The 19243-nt window shown below is 50.2% G+C and carries 18 protein-coding genes; 11 read left to right on the forward strand and 7 right to left on the reverse strand.

Translation table 11 applies throughout. From position 1 onward, the window contains the following. Nucleotides 1–58: 58 nt before the first annotated feature. The gene (locus SA339_09510; GenBank protein ID MDW5563450.1) at nt 59–553 is read right to left on the reverse strand and encodes a gamma-glutamylcyclotransferase family protein; all 495 of its coding nucleotides are present in this window, start codon (nt 551–553) and stop codon (nt 59–61) included. Between the two features lie 619 nt (nt 554–1172). Between SA339_09510 and SA339_09515 the strand changes: the two genes are divergently transcribed. From SA339_09515 to SA339_09540, 6 genes are read left to right on the forward strand one after another with little or no spacing between them, the layout of a single operon-like run. Beyond that, entirely contained in the window at nt 1173–1940 is a 768-nt protein-coding gene (locus tag SA339_09515) for a methyltransferase domain-containing protein (GenBank protein MDW5563451.1), read from the forward strand. Between the two features lie 9 nt (nt 1941–1949). After that, on the forward strand, nt 1950–3503 hold the full coding sequence (locus tag SA339_09520) for an ABC transporter substrate-binding protein (GenBank protein ID MDW5563452.1): 1554 nt from the start codon (nt 1950–1952) through the stop codon (nt 3501–3503). 8 nt (nt 3504–3511) lie between these two features. Further along, nucleotides 3512–4453, forward strand: coding sequence for an ABC transporter permease (locus SA339_09525; GenBank protein ID MDW5563453.1), 942 nt, complete (start codon nt 3512–3514; stop codon nt 4451–4453). 1 nt (nt 4454) lies between these two features. Beyond that, a complete protein-coding gene (locus SA339_09530) occupies nt 4455–5360 on the forward strand; it encodes an ABC transporter permease (GenBank protein MDW5563454.1) in 906 nt (301 codons plus the stop codon). Further along, nucleotides 5353–6279: an ABC transporter ATP-binding protein gene (locus SA339_09535; protein MDW5563455.1), complete on the forward strand. Its 927-nt coding sequence runs from the start codon at nt 5353–5355 to the stop codon at nt 6277–6279. The genes SA339_09530 and SA339_09535 overlap by 8 nt, the downstream gene beginning before the upstream one ends. Continuing rightward, nucleotides 6267–6944: a dipeptide/oligopeptide/nickel ABC transporter ATP-binding protein gene (locus tag SA339_09540; protein ID MDW5563456.1), complete on the forward strand. Its 678-nt coding sequence runs from the start codon at nt 6267–6269 to the stop codon at nt 6942–6944. Before SA339_09535 ends, SA339_09540 begins: the two co-directional genes overlap by 13 nt. A 38-nt stretch (nt 6945–6982) precedes the next feature. Here SA339_09540 and nikR read toward each other — a convergent pair whose 3' ends face one another. Further along, nucleotides 6983–7450: a nickel-responsive transcriptional regulator NikR gene (gene nikR / locus SA339_09545; protein ID MDW5563457.1), complete on the reverse strand. Its 468-nt coding sequence runs from the start codon at nt 7448–7450 to the stop codon at nt 6983–6985. 670 nt (nt 7451–8120) lie between these two features. Here nikR and SA339_09550 point away from each other — a divergent pair. From SA339_09550 to SA339_09560, 3 genes are read left to right on the forward strand one after another with little or no spacing between them, the layout of a single operon-like run. Continuing rightward, entirely contained in the window at nt 8121–8837 is a 717-nt protein-coding gene (locus SA339_09550; GenBank protein MDW5563458.1) for a DUF4198 domain-containing protein, read from the forward strand. A 2-nt stretch (nt 8838–8839) separates the two neighbouring features. Further along, nucleotides 8840–9601: an AAA family ATPase gene (locus SA339_09555; GenBank protein MDW5563459.1), complete on the forward strand. Its 762-nt coding sequence runs from the start codon at nt 8840–8842 to the stop codon at nt 9599–9601. A gap of 16 nt (nt 9602–9617) precedes the next feature. Then, complete coding sequence (locus SA339_09560; GenBank protein MDW5563460.1) at nt 9618–9827, forward strand: CooT family nickel-binding protein; 210 nt, start codon at nt 9618–9620, stop codon at nt 9825–9827. A 37-nt stretch (nt 9828–9864) separates the two neighbouring features. Here the strand turns inward: SA339_09560 and SA339_09565 are convergent, their stop codons facing one another. Both SA339_09565 and SA339_09570 read right to left on the reverse strand, forming a co-directional pair. Further along, entirely contained in the window at nt 9865–10989 is a 1125-nt protein-coding gene (locus SA339_09565) for a uroporphyrinogen decarboxylase family protein (protein ID MDW5563461.1), read from the reverse strand. 639 nt (nt 10990–11628) lie between these two features. Beyond that, nucleotides 11629–12198: a DUF308 domain-containing protein gene (locus tag SA339_09570; protein ID MDW5563462.1), complete on the reverse strand. Its 570-nt coding sequence runs from the start codon at nt 12196–12198 to the stop codon at nt 11629–11631. 657 nt (nt 12199–12855) lie between these two features. Here SA339_09570 and SA339_09575 point away from each other — a divergent pair. Together SA339_09575 and SA339_09580 are read left to right on the forward strand one after the other, a co-directional pair. Then, complete coding sequence (locus SA339_09575) at nt 12856–13569, forward strand: undecaprenyl diphosphate synthase family protein (GenBank protein ID MDW5563463.1); 714 nt, start codon at nt 12856–12858, stop codon at nt 13567–13569. Nucleotides 13570–14034: 465 nt separating this feature from the next. Next, nucleotides 14035–16401, forward strand: a complete 2367-nt coding sequence (locus SA339_09580) for a PAS domain S-box protein (GenBank protein ID MDW5563464.1) — start codon at nt 14035–14037, stop codon at nt 16399–16401. 58 nt (nt 16402–16459) lie between these two features. On the opposite strand, the gene SA339_09585 is transcribed toward SA339_09580, so the two are convergent. The 3 genes from SA339_09585 to SA339_09595 form a co-directional block, all read right to left on the reverse strand. After that, the gene (locus SA339_09585; protein ID MDW5563465.1) at nt 16460–17023 is read right to left on the reverse strand and encodes a response regulator; all 564 of its coding nucleotides are present in this window, start codon (nt 17021–17023) and stop codon (nt 16460–16462) included. A gap of 380 nt (nt 17024–17403) precedes the next feature. After that, nucleotides 17404–17826, reverse strand: a complete 423-nt coding sequence (locus tag SA339_09590) for a hypothetical protein (protein ID MDW5563466.1) — start codon at nt 17824–17826, stop codon at nt 17404–17406. 709 nt (nt 17827–18535) lie between these two features. Beyond that, nucleotides 18536–19042: a hypothetical protein gene (locus SA339_09595; protein MDW5563467.1), complete on the reverse strand. Its 507-nt coding sequence runs from the start codon at nt 19040–19042 to the stop codon at nt 18536–18538. Between the last annotated feature and the right edge of the window lie 201 nt (nt 19043–19243).

The raw sequence follows: 19243 nt of genomic DNA on the forward strand, positions 1-19243 counted from the left end.
CTGCTATGGTCGAGCAGGATCAAGCGGGGATAGAAGGTATAAGGTACAAGTAGATGCCTCATTCGACAAAATGTCCCGAGGACCCCAACCTCGAGATCCGCTCTACGTAGTCGATCGGTAGATGGTTTTCCTTTGCCCCCATTATGATCTTTTCCAGGTATCCTGGCCTCGGACTCCCGATGCTTTCATCCGATGCAATATAAACCAAAGCGTCCGTCGATGTGCCATTTGCCATCTTCACTGATACTTGCGCCTTTGAGTAAAGGCCGCGGGGGACTTCCTCATACTCATCGAGGGCTTTTTCGCAGTCCCTGCTTATCTCCCAAAGAACTCCTATAACCCGGCTACCAGGTGCTTTGACGATCGATGCATAGCCATCGACGTTGATGATGAGACGATGGTTGTCAAGGGTGGCGACACCGAGGGGTGGGCGCCGGTCACGGCATCGCGATCGCATTTGAGCAATGTTCATGTTGGAGCCATATGCAAAGTACTTCAGACGATCATCTCCCCATTGGCGAAAAATCAGGCGTGGACAAGTATTTTTCTCCAATCCCGACTCTTAAGGATGGTCCTGATCTCATCGATCGACTGCATTTCTGGCGGACTTCAAAGTATAACGTGTCCAAAATTGAGGCGTTAGTCGCCCATCCAAGATGTCGTACTCGATGTGCAGCAACATGAGGCTGCCGGAAACGCTTTCAAGTTACTTAGCAAAAACCGGCTGGCGAAGGTGTGATGACTATTGCTAAAAGCTATCACTGATGGCTTGAACGCTGCATTCATCCCTCCTACCCTCTTGCCTGGGTTTCCCCTGTCTAAAATATCGTCTCTCTTTAAAAAACACTGATTGAACATGTTGAAATCTAAATTGGACCAAACTCGGCCGCTTTACATAATCAACTGCTTCTTTCAAAATTACCTAGCCTGACATTGACGAATAGTTAGGCGGGGCTTATTACGGGGACCTTATCGAGGTAACACAAATTGAAGTGTTACTATCGAAACAGAGAAAGCAATGAAAAATGCCATGGAATTTCATATCAATTTTCAGAATTATCGTCCAGCATGTTTCATTCGGTATACTTATGATAACACGAAATATAATATCATATGCTAATCGTGCTACGATTCTTAAATTCTTAATACTCGTACGCATTATCGCCGAGTAAATGACCGCGGAGGACCAAGCGCTCAAAGGGGCGATACGAAAAAAATGGGACCTTTCGTCATCCACCTACGATTCCGATTTTGGACATGGAATAAAAGATGGTGAGGAGAGGGACGCCTGGAAACGATACCTGGGGACCGCGTTGCCTACGAAAGGATGTCGTGTTCTTGATGTTGGATGCGGCACTGGGGAGATCAGCCTACTACTGGCCGAGATGGGCTATGGAGTCAAAGGTGTCGATCTCTCCGAGGACATGATGAACAAGGCGAGAACCAAAGCCTCACAGCGCGGTTTGAATGCTACCTTCGAAAACGGAGATGCAGAGAACTTGCAATTCGGGGCCGGCTCCTTTGATGTCGTGGTAAACAGACATCTTCTGTGGACGCTCCCACATCCAGAGAGGGCGCTTCAGGAGTGGATGAGGGTCGTCACCGTAGGGGGTAGTGTCATCGTAATCGACGGAGTATGGAATGACGGAACCATCGGTACCAAATTCCGCCGAGCGGTGAGGAACATCGCTATTGCGGTCGTCGATCGAAAGAATCCATGGGGGGGCTACTATGGGCGGGATGTCAACTCCCGTTTACCACACCCAGGTGGTGTCCCTCCTGAAAAGACCCGTGAATACATGGAAAAGGCAGGACTGGTGAATGTAACCGCCGTTGATCTCACGGAGATCCGACGGATCCAGAGCGCGAGCATGCCCCGTCGCTACCGGGTCGCCAATAAGTGGAACTACTTTTTAGTGAAAGGAATAAAAAAGGTTTAGGTGGAAAAAATGCAGAAAAAAATACTGGCTATCTTGGCCGTGGCCGTAGTGGCCATCGTCGCGGTTGCCTCGATCGGCCTCATGAATCAGGGCAGCAGTACCTCGGAGAAGACCCTGACGGTCGGAGAGCTGTGGGATATCACTGCTGTGGACCCACATGCCGGTGATGGAACGCTTATGAAAGAGAAAGCGCTGGTAGGTGAGTGTCTGGTCGGATCGAACGATGATTTCTCCTTGAAGCCAGAGCTCGCCACGTCATGGAAGAACATCGATAACAACACCTGGGAGTTCAACCTCAGACAGCATGTGATGTTCCATAATGGCAAGGAGATGAAGGCTTCGGACGTTAAGTTCTCCCTTGAGAGAGCATGCAACCTCAACCCGACCGCCAAATCCCTCCTGAAGCTCGATCATGTGGAGATAGTAAGTGATTACGTCGTTCGAATTCACACCACCGCTCCCAACTCTATTGCTCCTGCAGCCTTGGAATACTCAAGCTTCGTGATTTTAAGTACGGACTCCGTGAGCGGTGACAAGTTCGTTAAGCCCATCGGCACCGGCCCATTCGAGATGGAGAGCTATGATAACTTGACGCATCAGATGACCATGGTCAAGAACTCTGATTGGTGGGGCGGAGCGGTCAACTTCGACAAGCTTATCATCAAGCCGATCACCGACCCGAACACCAGAGCTCTGGCGATAGAGAACCACGAGGTCGACTTCACTGCCGATGTGCCTCTGAGCGAGATCAATACCATTGACGCTCTGCCGGGCATAAATGTCGAGAAACACGTGACACCTCGGGTATATAGGCTGGCCTTCAACCTGGACAAGGATCCCTGGAACAATATCACGGTCAGACATGCCATCGCTTACTCGATCAACAGCAAGAGCATTGTCGACAACGCTCTCTCTGGAGTAGGCAGCCCGGCGAAGGGAATATTCCTGCCCGACATGGCATGGGCCAACAAGAGCCTCACCGGCTACCAGTATGATGCCAACAAGGCCAAGGCGCTCTTCGCCGAAGCGGGCTTTGCCTATGAGAACGGCAAGTTGGTCAACCAGACAAGCCACAAGCAGCTGAGCATCTCTATCCTGACCTACACCGATAGGCCAGGACTGCCGCTCATCGCTGAGGCCTTGGCCGGCCAGCTCAAGGACATGGGCATTGACGTTACCTACGACGCTAAGGAGTACAGCGCTTACACCGCTCAGAGCAAGGAGCGCCAGTGGGACCTCGATATCATGGCCCGGGCGCTGACCATGGTTCCCGATCCTGCCTATGTCTTCGGTGATTACCTTCCTGGTGGCAGCCTCAACGCTATGAACTATTCCAACCCCGAAGTCGTCGACCTTTATAACAAGATGACTGCGGAGTGGAACATCACTGCGAGGTACAACTACTCTCAGCAGATCGAAGGCCTCCTTTACAACGATGCACCGGCCATCTACATCAGCTACTATGGTGTGGCCATGGTCATGTATGACTACGTAACAGGGTTTCACTTCGATCCCACCGCTCATGACTATCGGCTCAACCCGGACATGAAGGTGCAAAAGTAGGTGTCGCCATGTGGAAAGGTGTACTGAAAAAAACCTTTTCCTTTTTATTTACCATCGTCGCAGTCACAGTGCTCACCTTCTTCCTAATGAACATCATGCCAGGGGAGCAGGCTGACACCGTCCTACGGCACACGTTCCTAGGCCTTGACGAATCCGCTCAAGACTGGCAGATCAAGGAGGTCGCGCAACGATACAATCTTGATCAACCATTACTGGATCAATATGGCCACTGGCTTTCTGGAGCTATGCATGGCGATCTGGGAACTTCATACGTCTATCATCAGCCCGTATCGGACATGATCTCCATTCGGCTGCTGCCAACGATTTCATTGGCTGCCCTGGCAATGCTGCTGGCTCTGGCCCTCGGCATCCCGTTGGGGATCATTAGCGCGTTGAAAAGCAACAAACCGATTGACTATGTGGTCAGGATGGTCTCGATGTTCAACGCATCTATGCCCAGCTTTTGGCTGGCGCTCATGCTCATCATAGTCTTCTCCATTACCTTCAAATTGTTCCCCACGTCAGGATACGGAGGTCTGCAGTATATGATACTGCCAGCTCTGGCCCTCGGCCTTCATCCTGCTGCGGTGATCACCCGCATGACCCGCACCAGCGTTCTGGAGACATTGGGGCAACAATACATCGTTTTCGCTCGGGCCAAAGGTCTCCCCGTATCCAGCATCATCAGCCGGCATGTGCTGAAGAACGCTCTCCTACCAACCCTCACCGTTTTGGGGATAGAGTTCGGAGGTTTGCTCGGAGGCACGGTTATCATAGAAAGCATATTCAATTGGCCCGGATTGGGCAATCTATTAGCTAACTCTGTGCTGGCTAAAGACATACCAGTAGTAATGGGCGTGGTCGTGGTAATCGTGATCATGTTCGTCTTGGTTAGTCTGGTGGTCGACGTTCTCTACACGCTCATCGACCCACGCATTAGGAGCGGATAAGATGGAACTTTTCGAACAGCGAAAGAAATTGATCGACGATCTCGTAGGGATCGTCCCTGGAAGGGAGATCTGGTCAAAGATCAAGGGCAACCGGATGATATTATTCTGTCTTCTCCTGCTGGGGACCATCACCTTGTTGGCGGTATTCGCGCCGTTCATCTCACCCTACGACCCAGCCGAGCAGAACCTTACAAACCGTTTGCAAAGTCCCTCCATGTCTCATCTGATGGGCACCGACTACCTGGGCAGAGACATCTTCAGCAGGGTGCTGTACGGAGCTCAGACTTCGCTGTTCATCGCCGGGGCGGTCGTTGCCGTCTCGCTGACCTTCGGTGTGGCTGCAGGCAGCCTCGCAGGGTACTTCGGTGGATGGACCGATGGTGCAATAAGCAGAGTCATTGACGTGCTCATCTCCTTTCCAGGGATCATCCTATCGTTGGCTTTGATCGGCGTAATGGGAGCGGGAGTGTTTAATCTGATTCTTGCCCTCTCCATAGTCCACTGGGCCAGCTATGCCCGTCTCACGCGGGGACAAGTGTTGACGGTGAAGAACAATGATTATATCGCATCCTCGAAGCTCGTCGGATCGAGCCGTATGAGGATCATGATCAAGCATATCCTGCCCAACTCCATCGCCCCGGTCATCGTGCTCGCTACCATTGACATGGGGCACGTCATCCTGGCCGCGGCGTCACTGAGCTTTCTTGGCTTGGGCATCCCCGCGTACATTCCGGAGTGGGGCTCCATGATCAGCTTGGGCAAGGAGTACATCCGGTCCGCGCCCTATGTGATCCTCGGCCCTGGATTGGCCATTACGCTGGTTGTAGTTCTGTTCAGCCTGTTGGGTGACAGCCTAAGAGATGTTCTTGACCCAAAGAAGGAGGAGGGCGAACTTGGCAATGCTTGAGATCAGTGGTCTGAACGTTGGCTTTACAACCTCTCGCGGTGAGGTCAAGGCAGCCTGCGATGTCTCTCTCACAATTGAAAAGGGAGAGACCTTCGGCATGATCGGGGAGAGCGGTTCGGGCAAGTCGGTGATTGGGATGTCGATCCTGAAGCTCTTGCCAGCATCGGCCCGAATGACGGGGAGTATTTTCTTCGACGGTGAGGATCTCATAACAAAAAGTGAGCGAGATATGCAGCATGTCCGACGAGATTCCATTTTCCTCGTGCCGCAGAACCCCTCGGGTTCCCTCGATCCCTTGATGAAGAACGCGGAGCAGATCGCCGAGGTGTTCTACGAACAAAAGATGGGGGAAAAAGAGGCTTGGGCCCGATCGGTTGGGATCCTGCGTAAGCTCAACCTTCAGGACCCCGAACGCGTGGCGCGGCAATATCCCCACCAGTTATCAGGAGGGATGAAACAGAGGATCTTGGTAGGGGTGTCCATGACTGCTCATCCTCGTCTGATTGTTGCCGACGAGCCTACCAAGGGGCTCGATAGAAGCTCGCGAGATAACGTAGCCCAGCTGTTAAAAGGCATAGGGGATGAGGAAAGGGCCCTGCTGGTCATAACTCACGATATCGACCTGGCCGAGGAGATATGCGATAAGATCGCGGTCATCTATGCGGGAGAAATCATCGAGATGGGGAGAACCGAGGAGGTCATCAAGCATCCTCGACACCCATATACTCAGGGGTTGATCCGATCCGTGCCCAAAAATGGTATGATGCCGATGCTGGGCTTTTCCCCTAACCTCACGGACCTACCACCGGGCTGCCGGTTCTACGATCGCTGCGAAAGCGCGAAGCGCTGCGCCGAATGCAAGGCAATACATCCCGATCTTAGCGAACAAGAAGGAGTGTGGGTAAGATGTCGACCATGATGGAAGTCACCGATCTTTCAAAATACTATGGAAAGGTGAAAATCTTTGAAAATATCAATTTCACGATAAGCGCTCACGAGACCCTGGGCCTATACGGAGACAGCGGAGGAGGCAAGACAACTGTGGGACGAATGCTCGTAAAATTGGATCGGCCCACATCCGGACAAATTCTCTACAAGGGCCATGATATCAACGAAATGGGCCGTCGAGAGTTTAGGAGATATCGTAGCAAGCTGCAAATGATCTTCCAGAATCCAGAGACCTCCATCGATCCCAGATCGAAGTTGTATGACTGTGTCGCCGAACCATTGATCATTCAGAAGAAGGGGGATAAAGAAGAGATAAGAAAGGAGGTATCCCGGTTGGTAGAGATGGTCGGGCTTCGGGACATTCACCTTCAGAGATATCCTCATCAGCTGAGCGGTGGAGAGATCCAGAGGGCGGTTCTAGCGAGAGTCATAGCTTTACGTCCAGAGCTGATCGTGGCGGATGAGGCAACCTCTATGCTGGATGTGTCGACCCAGGCTCAGGTCCTAAGACTAATGCAAAAGATACAGGAGGAGACTGGGGTATCCTATCTGATGATCTCCCATGACGAGGACGTCCTCAAGGCCACCTGCGACCGCATATTGAAGTTTCAGAATGGGTCTCTGAAGGAGGTGTGATCGCCAGCGATGTGTGTGGATGGCTCGGAGGCGTCGCTTCAATCCATAGAGCTTCGAATTCCCGGCCATGCATTGTGGTCCTGACGGCACTGTTCTGAAGAACTGGTTGAGAATAGCACTGGCCCAGCATGCAACACGCCCTTGGCCTTGGTAAGCTCCTCCGACAGTTTGTTAACCTCGAGGACAGGGCCCTGTACAATCAACACCTCGAGGCATTTTTCTCGGTCAAGGTGAACATGAACGCTCGAAGAGATAACATTGTGATGGTTATGCTGAGCTTCGATGAGTTTCTCGGTCGAACTCCCTCCATGGTGGTGATAATGGAGGACTATTGCTCCGACGGCCTGTGTGCTCTCATCTTTTAACGCCTCTCTCGTCAGGGCCTCATTAATAAGCTCGCGGAACGCTTCAGATCTGGTGGGGTAGCCTTTTCGCTTGATGTACCTATCGAATCTGTTCAAGAGTTCTGGTTCCAGGGAGATTCCCATCCGTGTTATCTCCTCCATGACTATTGAAAAGGTTGGCCATCACAAAAAGCTTCGTTTCTTGTTCCAGATATCTATCATTGAAGAAAAAATGTGCCCTCATCTCCTGTTTTCTCGTAACCTAGGTGGTCGGGATAAATTCTCCTCTGAAAATGACTTTTTCCACTGCAGCTTTCTTTGGGCAATCAAATGCTGCCAGTTTTCAATATTCTTATGATCCAGCTGTGATCATTATTTACTTATGGCATTATCAAACCTCAAGAGTATTACGAATTTTAAAATAGTAACACGCACATTCTGGTCTATGGAAATGGCGGACCCCTTTGTCTTACTTCGCTCGTGTTCAGTAACCTCCTTACAAAGCAACCCTCTTACCGCCATTTCCAATCATTTCTATTACAAAGGTGGTGCTCAGGCTGAGAAAGGTGGTTTTTCAATAGGCAACCCTCATCTCCCCCTCATTAATCGCATATGTGTTGGAGAGGACACCTTGGCCACACCTGCATGATCTAGCCTCCATGCCGGTCTCCCCGATCGATATTTTAAAGGGCTGCAACTATAGCTATCTCAATGCGGTAATACTTTTTTTATATTCGTAATACTATGCGCTGGCCGATAGCAAAATGCTATCATTGTGACATGGGGCGATATGAAAATGGATTATAATATGATGGATCGTATGAATAGGAACTTGGATAAACGCCTACTTGAGAAACTTAGCAAGGTGTACTACGGACACGAGCTTTGGCTCGACACGTCTTCGAACCGAGGGATAAACATCTCCTGCCACCTGCGGTACGGACATAATATGAGTGTCGACGGCATAGCACCAAAGGATTACGTGAATCCTTTTGTATACACGCCGAACAAGTCGCTCAGAGAGATGGCTATAGGCGTGGAAGAGAAGAACGGTTGGAAAATCTCTTGCCCGAGGACCGTAGATGGAGACTACACATTCTATACAGACTCATCATCAGTCTGGTGCCGCGACTCGAAGGGAGATTGGAAGATGGGCGCGAAGGCCAAGGTCGGCGACGTCGCCTATTCTGGAGCCTACAAGCTTGTAGCCAAGAGAATAATATCCGTCAAAGCCGACGGCAGGTTCGCACCGAAAGCTCATACGACTCTTGATATCCTCCCCCCGGCCCGAGAGGTCAAATTGGGTGACACTGCATTGTTCACTGTAAAATACGAGAAAAAGAACCTTCTCGCTGGGCAGATGAAGGCCTATTGCAAGGACTCCGGCAAGGAATCGATGGTCGATGTGATGAAGGGAAAGGCTGCGGTTACCATAGATAGCAAGGGTACTTGGATGTTCTTGGTTCGTCACCGCGATGAGACCAAGAAAGTCAGTGATGAGTTCGATGAAACGGTCTACGTTACAACCTTGACCATGGAGATCCGCTGAAGATGATGAAGATAATCGCCACGGGAAAGGGGGGCGTGGGAAAAACTACGATCGTTTCCACTCTATCGCGCCTGCTGGCTAAAGGGGGCAAGAAGGTCCTTGTATTCGACACCGATCCCAGTATGAACCTGGCAATGACGCTTGGGATACCGTTTAGGGACATAGCAACGCTCACCGAGGACAAGGCCGCGATTTCAGAGGAACTCGATGGGTGTCATGATGAAGAGCTCGACATAGATGAGATTATAGCTGAGCACTCTGCCGACACGGTGGACGGTGTCAAGGTCGTTATCATGGGCACCATACCCTCAGGCGGGTCCGGTTGCCTGTGCTCCCCCATATCTCTAGTAAAGGTAATCATCCAATCGCTCTCGGACGAGCCCCGAGGATATGATATCGTCATCGTCGACTCCCAAGCTGGACCTGAGATATTGGGTCGGGGTCTCGCTACCTGTTTCGACTGCAACCTTGTGGTCACCGAGGCGATGCCCAAGGCGATGGAAGTGACCCGCCAAGTGCTCAGATTGAGCAATGACCTGCAGATATCTCGATCGCTGCTCGTATTGAACAAACTGGAGAACGAAGCCGACCTCGATATGGTCAGGAGGGAATTGAAGTTGGATCGAAAGGACATCGTGACCATAAGGAGCGACGATGCGGTCAGAAAAGCGGACCGCAACTGTACATCGATCTTGGACGACGCCCCCAGCTCTCTTGTGGTGAAGGACATCGAATCGCTGATCAATGTGATGATGAGCGGTTAATGCCGAGGGGAATCAGATGTGTGAGTTCACAGTACTATTGGACAGTGGTAAGGACAGAAAGGAGGTGGCCAGGAATATTATCAAGGCCAAAATCAAGGATGGCAAGGTGGTCCTGATGGATATCAAGGGAAAGATCACCAAGATCGACGGAGGAGTCATCACTACGGTCGATACCATGATGGCCGAGATGATAATCTCCGGCGGGAGGGTTCAGGATTCTCATTAGTTGCCATTGAAAAAAGAGGGGGGGGGCGAGGGCCCCTTCACTCCCTCATCTTGCCCCCGTCTCTCGAACCCCGGACGAACGCCTCGAAATTCGCCGCAGACATCAGGGGAGGACACTCGCAGGCCATACTGGCGATGAAACCGTTCTTGAAGTGCTTGTAGCGCATGGCGTCCTTGTACGCCTGATCGTAGACCTGCTTGGGCGTGCCACTGAACGCCAGAAGGGTGTCGGTGTTGCCCATCATGCAGCACTTGTTCTCGTAGATTTTTGCCACCTTTAGGAGGTCGATGGGCTGCGTCCCATCATATGCGGCATGCATGACCGACCCGGGCGGGAAGGGCATGTCCTGGCATAGATGGTAGTCCTGTCCGTGGTCGCCGCACTGGTGGTAGAAGATCCCGGTCGTCCCCGCACCTATCTTTATGATCTTCTCCAGTGCATCCTTCATGTAGTCGGTGGCGAACTCCTTGCACTGGTCGACCGACATCGTCGAGCTGTTGGCCAGCAGGGTGGCGCAGGATGTTTTGAACGGCTTTCCGGGATAAAGTTGGCTCACCGCCTCGCAGGCGTTGATGCAATGGGTTACTACCTTCCTCATGAGGCTGTGCATGAGGTCAGGTTCCTGGATGACCCACATGAGCATGTTCTCTGGCGACACCCAGAAGCTTCCGATGACGAACGGCTCATAGATGAACTGCCATGGCTTGTAACCTTTGCCCGAGTACATCTCCACCGCCTTGAGCCCCCTGACGTGCCGTGCCATCGTCGGCCCCTTTGCCAGTTCCTCGGGCGACAAGGGTTCGAGCTTATCCGCCTTCTCCACCGTGTCCGCGGGGTATGTGAGTATGCTGGGAGCGGACATGGGGCCGGTAGGCATCTTTATGGTGCCCCCATAATCCTCATTCCAGTAGACTGCATAGTTCCAGTTCAGATACGGCATGATGCCGTACATCCGAGCGGTGTCCAGCTGCCAGGCGATGGCCATTTCCGGTTCCATGTAATATTCGTACAGGGAGTGGTTGTGAGCGGTGGCTGCATAGCCGCCGACCAGCGGGCCTATGGGCACGTATTCATGTTTTCCGTCAACGAACATCCTCTTGATGTTTTCCCTTTCCCTATCGTAGTTCTCCTTTGTCCCGGCAGGCAGCGATTCCCAACTCATATTGATCCTCTCATTATTTCCATCCTCTCACCCCCTCGTATTCAATGGCGGTCGCCTTATCCGAGGCGGGTTCATCGATGATGGTACTGGCCTCCTTGTATTGGCATCCTTTTGCATATGGTCCAGCGTATAAGTTACTTATCGCATCATTACCTGAAATCGGGCAACCTGAAGGCAGAATGAAATCATCTGGCTCACTCACAGGCTTATTTCGCTTTCAGTCCCCCTCCCCAGTCTGCCGTGCCTAGTGTCCTATCAGTATGATCGCCGAGCGATCTAGGTCGGGGCCTCCGGTGTGATTTGGGGACATGGTGATATGGGGCGGAAGAAAACTGGGAGCTGCTTTAGTGGATTGAAACAAGATTTTAGAACGTTGATGAATGGTTTAGTTTCATACTCATCCACTCAAGCGGGGGTATGCTCCTGACCTTGGGGCTGTCCGCCGGTCAAGCAAATCGATTAATGACGTCGACTCGGATCACCATTGCGCCAGCCAGGTGTCGACCTGTGAAACCTGACGTTCACCATACCAAGTGATCTTCTCCCTGTTGGCAATTGCCAGAGATATGCCACCGATATCTGTCAATTTCCTTTGAATATTTTGTCGCAGCACGTATCAGAAAAATTGAACGAAGAGGTTTATTCCCTGACCGTTGCTGGACTGCCTGCCGAGCGCATCCTTAGGCCACCTAAGATATTGATGATGCCTAAGATCACCAAGAAGATGCCAACCAAGATCAGCAGAGCCAATATTCCAGTTCCTGGATATATCACCAGCAGAATGCCTATGATCAGGGCCCATGCTCCCGACAGTACCAGCAACCAGCGATTGGAAGTTCCGAAAGTTTGAGTCCTTCTTGGAGCGATGGCGCCCTCAGCGATCTGAAGAATGCCCGCGATAATGGCAAAAATTCCGACGATATACACGGCTGCCACCGCGGTCACTCCTGGTAAAAAGATCGCCGCCAATCCGATGATAATATCCAGGACACCTTCCACGAGGTTCAGCGTTCTATGCGTCCCTATTTTCCTGGATCGGCTAAATCCGAGGAGAATGAAACCCGCTACCAGCATGAAAATGCCGAATATGATCAAAAATATTGTCAAAGTGATCCCTGGTACAAAGATGAACGCCAGGCCGAATATCAGGGCGATGATGCCGAACGCTGTTCGGCCCCACCATATTCTACTCATTCCTTCTTTTGCCATGGTTCATACCTCATCTATCAAGCGCTTATGCGCGATGAAATCGGTCTGAACCACCTTTATTAAAGGATTGCAAGCGCTTTCAGCGTCTTTCTCACAACTTATCGTTTTACCGCTCTCTCTCAAAATGAAAATGATTTTTTAATTTCAGTTACGCTCAAAGGGAGAAGCGGACGCCTCGCCATTAATGGCGCCCATCTTGGTACTATTGCTGCTGGGAGATCATTTCATGGCTTCAAGGCCGAGAGTAATGACATATTACTTGATGCCGGACTTCGGACGAAATGATATCAGAGCCTCTGACTGCGCTCCAGATGGGGCAAACATCACACACGGCGAGGCCGACGAGAACGGTGCAGGCTTGCCTAACGCACCAAGTGCGATTGGAAGGCTAGCTAAGGGAGCCACACATCTCGAGGGTGACTGCTCACGTTCAGCAATCCTTTATGCGGTGGCATCATCACGAATGGGAAGGCCTAGAGCGACCAAGTATCCTGGTGCCCTCAATCTAAAGTTGTAGATTAGTGTATTTTGCTAAGAGTTACGTACTATACTGATGAAATACATCCCATCTCCAACTTCTGGCCCGTGTCAATATAAACGTAAGATCATTGGCGCAAAATACTTCTATCTCGCGTTGGAAAATCGTATGGAAATAAGATGACGGCTGTTAAGGGGGCTGCCCAAGCGGTTATTAGTAAGGCGAGGAAAGAAGTTGATTTTTCACATCTTTATAGGATTCCTCGGCATATTGGTGTGATCCCCGATGGGAATAGAAGATGGGCCATCAAGAGCGGGATGCAGAAGCATGAAGGTTACCAATTCGGCCTTGAGCCCAGTTTTAGACTTTGCGATTTATGCATCAAGTTGGGAGTGGAGGAGATTACTTTCTACGGATTCACCCAGGATAACACCAAGAGACCTGAGGTCCAGAGGAAAGCCTTCCAAGGAATATTGGTCCAGGCCGCTCACCAGCTATATGACAAGGATCTGGCACTGATGGTCATCGGAAACACTAGTTCCTCGATGTTTCCTTCGGAGCTTTTACCATTCACAAATAGAACCGTCTTTGGTCGCGGATTGCTGAAGACCAATGTTCTTGTAAATTACAGCTGGCAATGGGACCTCGAGCAATTCCGATCAAGGGGAACGGATGGTGACGGAATAATCAGCAGGCTTGGTTCCTCAGAGGTGTCTCGCATCGATCTCATTCTCAGATGGGGTGGAAGAATGCGATTGAGCGGATTCCTGCCGGTCCAGTCGGTCTATTCAGACATGTATGTCATCGACGAACTGTGGCCCGATTACCGAGATGAACATGTATTGGCCGCGCTGGAGTGGTTCCAGGAACAGGACGTTACGCTAGGCGGATAGTAAAATGCATGGTAATTAATCAGGCCATACGAAGCTATCCTCCTTCTTGCTTCATTTGTGGGGAAGGCCACAAGGGAGTAGCGAGCGGGTCGTTGGAGTCGATGTCCCTCCCGCGCATCGTCACTACCAGGATGGGCGAGGAGTGAGATTTTCAAACCTTTAACAATGATGATTGAGAAATAATAGGCACCTATTTTCGGCCGAAGCGTAATCTCCTCGGCGCTTATCGACTCATCTATACTGGCAAAGGGGCACTTTATCATTATCCATCGGTCTGACAACGATATTTCTGGTGTCGATGAACAAGATTGCTGATGAGGGGATGAAGATAGAATCTAAAAAAGCGGTTGCTTATGATAGAATGTTGAAGCTACTTTTTATTATATCAAGGCCTTTATCGATGATGGGAAAGGGAATGGGGCACTCTGTTCTAAACCAATAAGTTCAAGCCTGATGGATAATTGGATGGTCAGCCAGATGTGCCCGAATACTCAGGAAAGAGATATTGATCCTCAGCAATCGAGCAAGGAAGCGGATCATGAACGCCGTTATCGATCTCTATTCGACAATAGTCTTGATGCGGTCTTCCTGACGAAAACTGATGGTACTATCCTCGAAGCGAATCCTGCAGCACAGCATATGTTTGGTATGACCGAGGATGAGCTCAAAGCCGCAGGACGGGATGGGATAGTCGTTCAAGATGGGCGCCTGGATGCAACATTACGTGAGCGCTCTGTGAATGGGAGCACAAGGGCAGAGCTGACCTATCGGCGTAAAGACGGCTCCACTTTTTCAGGTGAGGTCACCTCAAGCGTGTTCGAAGACTTCGACGGAGTGAAAAAAGCCAGTTCGATTATCAGAGACATCTCAAGGCGCAAGAATGCAGAGGAAGCGCTGAGGATGAGCGAAGAAAGCCTTCGCTCTCAGATCGAGAATTCCCCCCTCGCAGTCGTTGAGTGGGATAGAGATTTTATCGTGACCCGTTGGGCCGGTGAATCTGAAAGGTTATTCGGTTACACGGCAGAAGAAACGCTGGGCAGGTTGATCATGAATCTGAACCTGATACACCCCGATGACGTACCTATTGTTGAAAGAACGATGGGGAAGCTGACCGACGGGATCAGCAAGAGGGTCGTATCTTCCAACCGCAACATTTCCAAGGATGGTAAGGTTCTGTACTGCACCTGGTACAATACCGTTCTCTATGATGCCCAAGGTAAAATGTCCTCAGTATTGTCGTTCATAATGGACTATACCGCAAGGGCCAGAGCAGAGGAAGCATTGAAGTGGCGACAGAAGAAGGATGAGCTCATGAAGGATATAGCCGGCAAGCTTCTGTCCACGACCGACACTCAATCCGTGATCGATGATCTGGCGAAGAGCACCATGGAGTTCCTTGATTGCGATGTCTTCTTCAACTATCTTGTAGACAAACAATGCGGCGGAATTACGCTCAACGCATACACAGGTGTCCCGGCCGAAGAGATGACCAACATGGGTCACCTCAATTATGGAGAAGCGGTCTGTGGTCGAGTTGCCCAGAGCGGTAAGGGGATAAATGTAGGCGATATCCTAACGAGTGATGATGATCGGACGCCATTCCAACGTTCTCAGGGCGTCCAAGCTTATGCATGCAATCCTCTGATGATAGGCGACAGGATCATCGGTACGCTCTCCTTCGGCACCAAGTCCAGGCCGCAGTTCACCGACGAAGAGCTGGCAACGATGCAGGAGGTCGCCGGCTACATCTCGCTGGCTATGCATCAATTGGAAGAGCGGGAAGCGCTCGGGGAGAGCGAGGCCAAGTACCGCAGCCTGTTCAAGGAGAACAGCTCGGTCATGTTGCTCATAGACCCCTCCTCTGGTCGGATAGTCGATGCCAACCGCGCCGCTAGCGAATACTACGGTCACTCACTCGACAAGCTCACTGAGCTGAAGACCATGGATATCAATACTCTACCGCCGGGAGAGGTTCGGGCGGAGATGGGGAGGTCCCTGTCGGGCGAGAAGCGCTGCTTCAATTTTCAACATGTCTTGGCGAACGGAGAGATCCGCGATGTCGAAGTATTCTCCGGCCCCATCACTGTAAATGGCCGAAAGCTCTTGTACTCCATCATCCACGATGTCACCGAGCGCAGGCGGGCTGAGGATAAGATGAAGCGCTCTAACGATGAGTTGCAGCAATTCGCTTACGTTGCTTCCCACGACCTCCAGGAACCGTTGCGGATGGTAACCTCCTACCTCAGTCTTACGAAAAAGAGGTATGGGGAAGAGCTTCCGCCAAAAGCGAAGGAGTTCATGAGCATGGCGATCGATGGCTCGATGAGAATGAGAGAGCTCATCGACGACCTGCTGGAGTTCTCACGTGTCGATGCACGACCGATCGAGCTAAAGGATGTTGACATGAATGAGGTCGTAAAAGTGGTGGTGGAAGACCTGCACATCGCCATCGGAGATGCTAACGCGAAGCTTTTGATCGAACCCCTACCAGTGGTTCGGGCCGATGATGTTCAGATGAAGCAGATTATGACGAACCTGGTATCCAATTCTATTAAATTTCATGATGGCAGGTCGCCAACAGTCGAGGTTTCGGCTGTCACCTACGACAATGAGTACGTGTTCTCGGTGAAGGACAACGGAATAGGGATCGATCCACAGTATGCAGATAAGTTGTTCAGGATGTTCTCGCGGTTGCATACCAGGGAAGAGTACACTGGAACGGGCATTGGTCTGGCGATCTCGAAGAAGATCGTAGAGCGTCATGGCGGCCGCATATGGTTCGAGAGCGAACCAGGCAAGGGGACGACGTTCTATTTCACCATTCCAGTTTGAGCATCAGTGAGGAGTTCTCGATAACGTCCTCATGGGGGTCTTTAGAATTGATCTCTCATTATCTTGGGCCATATGGCTCAATGAAGGGAACAAGATCCCTGCCATCAAAAAAAGGACGATATGGCTGCATCTCACAGGCAATGAACCTAATTTTCATGCCTGCGTTCGATACACCCATGCTATGAGGTTGCTCTGTTTTTGACTTCAACGCGAGTAGTGGTACAAGAATCCCCCTGAGCCACAGTATGGCAGCATCTATCTCGTTGGTGGTGGCGGGCTTTACGCGATAATCTGTTGCACCTAGGTATCGTGCCCTGGCCTCGTCATCCTGGTTCCTGGAACCAGTCATCACAATGACAGGAATGCCGTGGAATCCCTGAATCTCTCTTATAGCCCTCAGTACCTCGAAACCATTGACCCTGGGCATATTCAAGTCCAGGATAACCATGTCGGGAAACGGGCTGCCAAGGATCCTCTGCCCCTCAAGAATATCCAGTGCCTCTCGCCCATCGTTGGCAACGGTGACAGAGATTGGCACGTTGGCGTCCGCCAGAAGCTCATTCATGAACAGCACATCCGCCGGGTTGTCTTCAACTATCAAGACATCGATTGCTTTGCTCATCCCCTCACCTCTCTCGGCAGGGGAAAGAAGACAACCTCGTTTTCCGGCTTCGCCCTGAGTTATAAGGACACTCGCTCCGTTCTATAATCTGTTTGCTCATGTTTTCCCATCCCTTTGATTTGATTCATTCTGGGCAGAGGCTAATCCATTGTTAGGTCATCAAAATGCTCTGAGTAAAAAATTATGCCATCATTATATGTTAAGAGAATGATATGGATAACAATCGAGTGTGATCATTCACCGATTGCCGTTACTTCTAGGCGATGGTCACCCTCTCGAAGCACTCCTTGTGCAGGCATTAGAAAAAAAGGATGATGGCCGTCGTGTTTTTCCCGTTACCTCAATTTTGACAATACGATCGCAACGGCTCCGAAAGTGGCTCACTTGTGTTCGCTCATATCTTCATCGATGAGGCGGCTCAGGTTCCTTGATGCAAACCAAGTAAAGATGCCGAGCGTCAGTATTCCGAATAATATCATGACCATCATGCCTCCATAGAGGCCATAGATCATTGAATCCCTGCCAGTATCCGGATTAGTAATGAGCAATAGCACAAAGCCAATGCCAGCCGATATGGCATAGCACATCGAAGACATCCAGAGATACTGATCTGCATTAGTCCTAGAGACCATTCCAAGGTCGATATTCCTGCTTGCATAAAGGCTAATTCCAGAGAGTAGACCAAGCATCAGAATCGAAGCGATGAACGCTAACTCGATCTTCACGAACCATGAACTGTAGGTTTCACTGATACTTCCATTGTAGCCGGTGAAAAACCCAAGCAGAAACATGATGATGAACACCAATGGCCATAATATCTGATTGTTCCTTCTTGCATTGGCAACATTACCCACCATACTAAGTGCCATATGATCTAGTAATCGAGGATGACCATTTCTATTATACTATTGTACAAATAAATGATATTGATAATAATGAAGTTGGGAAGTAGAAAATACAGCCAGATGAATTAGCAAAGTAGTATGCAACGAGCATGTAAGATAACTGTTCCCCGACACATGACCAGTACATTTTCCATCTGCTTTTATGACTTGGTAGAAAAGTGGATTTGTATTATTTTCATGGTTTAAACTTATCTGTTACCGGGTTTAGTAAAGTGGCTAGATGTACCGACTTTGCATAGTTCGTTGCATACTGTGGTACTATTGGGTCGGTTATGCAACGCATTATGAAATGGAGGGAACAGGGCGCGAGGAGAACGATTTTCGGTCGAAAATAGTTTGTTGCATTTGCCTCCAGTCAAAAAAAGATGTAGTTGTTCGTCCACTACTTTGATAACCTAATGTCGATGGATCGCTGGCCAAAGAGGTATATTAACCGCTTATCGGCTTCGTTGAATAAGGTTTGTCCTGAAACAGTCAAAACCGTTTCTCGATCAGCCCATTTGCCGTGCAATAATACAATGGCACTTACTGATCCCAGAGTCCCTCGATTCCAAAATAATGAATGCCCGAAAATAGAATAAAAGAAGAGTTTAGAAATGGGTTTGGATTACAGCGGGACGTATGGATCGGTGTTCCCTGCAGCGATAGTCCAGGATACGCCGGACAGGTCGAGCGAACCAAATTCGGGCTCGATGGTCACGACGATGGTTTGAGATGTGCCAGGCGTGGCGGTCAGGCCTACGCTGCCGTATACACCAGTCGAATATTCGGCTACTCCGACCGTATCGCCATCCACCGTCATCGTTACGGTAAAGTCACCCGTAGACTTGGTTCCGGTAGAGGACTCAGTTATCGTAATGTAGTATGTTGAGGTGGAACTTCCTCCATAGTTGGCGGTCATAGTCACATTGTACTGATCACCGACAGCATAGGAATCTGTAATTTCGTTCCACTCGTTATCGGTTTGAAGAAGGTAGACGACCTGAGGGTCCTTTGAATCGGTTTGAATGCTGTCCCATATGATGGCTGCGGATACAATCAAGCTCACAAAACCAATTGCCCCGAGCAACATGAAGAGGCTCGTTCCAGTAACCTTGCTTTTCTTAAGATTCATGTTCCCATCTCAAACGATCTGGGAGTGATAAACTTCCAGACTTGGTAGAACATCCGCTTAATCGAGGCTTAAAGTGATGCTCATTAATATTAATAATGATAATAAGTAACATCCAAATAATTATCAAGTGGGTGTAGAAAAGAAGTTTGTCGCATGAATCCTCAATTCAAACAGATTTGGTTGTTCGTCCACTTCTTTGAC

The organism is Methanomassiliicoccus sp. (genome assembly GCA_033485155.1).
In the GTDB taxonomy this organism is placed as follows: domain Archaea; phylum Thermoplasmatota; class Thermoplasmata; order Methanomassiliicoccales; family Methanomassiliicoccaceae; genus UBA6.

Excerpts from the sequence above, each read along its gene's own strand:
- SA339_09515 (MDW5563451.1), top strand. The coding sequence starts at position 1,173 with ATGACCGCGGAGGACCAAGCGCTCAAAGGGGCGATACGAAAAAAATGG.
- SA339_09520 (MDW5563452.1), top strand. The coding sequence starts at position 1,950 with ATGCAGAAAAAAATACTGGCTATCTTGGCCGTGGCCGTAGTGGCCATC.
- SA339_09525 (MDW5563453.1), top strand. The coding sequence starts at position 3,512 with ATGTGGAAAGGTGTACTGAAAAAAACCTTTTCCTTTTTATTTACCATC.
- SA339_09530 (MDW5563454.1), top strand. The coding sequence starts at position 4,455 with ATGGAACTTTTCGAACAGCGAAAGAAATTGATCGACGATCTCGTAGGG.
- SA339_09535 (MDW5563455.1), top strand. The coding sequence starts at position 5,353 with ATGCTTGAGATCAGTGGTCTGAACGTTGGCTTTACAACCTCTCGCGGT.
- SA339_09540 (MDW5563456.1), top strand. The coding sequence starts at position 6,267 with ATGTCGACCATGATGGAAGTCACCGATCTTTCAAAATACTATGGAAAG.
- nikR (MDW5563457.1), bottom strand. The coding sequence starts at position 7,450 with ATGGAGGAGATAACACGGATGGGAATCTCCCTGGAACCAGAACTCTTG.
- SA339_09555 (MDW5563459.1), top strand. The coding sequence starts at position 8,840 with ATGATGAAGATAATCGCCACGGGAAAGGGGGGCGTGGGAAAAACTACG.
- SA339_09560 (MDW5563460.1), top strand. The coding sequence starts at position 9,618 with ATGTGTGAGTTCACAGTACTATTGGACAGTGGTAAGGACAGAAAGGAG.
- SA339_09565 (MDW5563461.1), bottom strand. The coding sequence starts at position 10,989 with ATGAGTTGGGAATCGCTGCCTGCCGGGACAAAGGAGAACTACGATAGG.
- SA339_09570 (MDW5563462.1), bottom strand. The coding sequence starts at position 12,198 with ATGGCAAAAGAAGGAATGAGTAGAATATGGTGGGGCCGAACAGCGTTC.
- SA339_09575 (MDW5563463.1), top strand. The coding sequence starts at position 12,856 with ATGACGGCTGTTAAGGGGGCTGCCCAAGCGGTTATTAGTAAGGCGAGG.
- SA339_09580 (MDW5563464.1), top strand. The coding sequence starts at position 14,035 with ATGGTCAGCCAGATGTGCCCGAATACTCAGGAAAGAGATATTGATCCT.
- SA339_09585 (MDW5563465.1), bottom strand. The coding sequence starts at position 17,023 with ATGAGCAAAGCAATCGATGTCTTGATAGTTGAAGACAACCCGGCGGAT.
- SA339_09595 (MDW5563467.1), bottom strand. The coding sequence starts at position 19,042 with ATGAATCTTAAGAAAAGCAAGGTTACTGGAACGAGCCTCTTCATGTTG.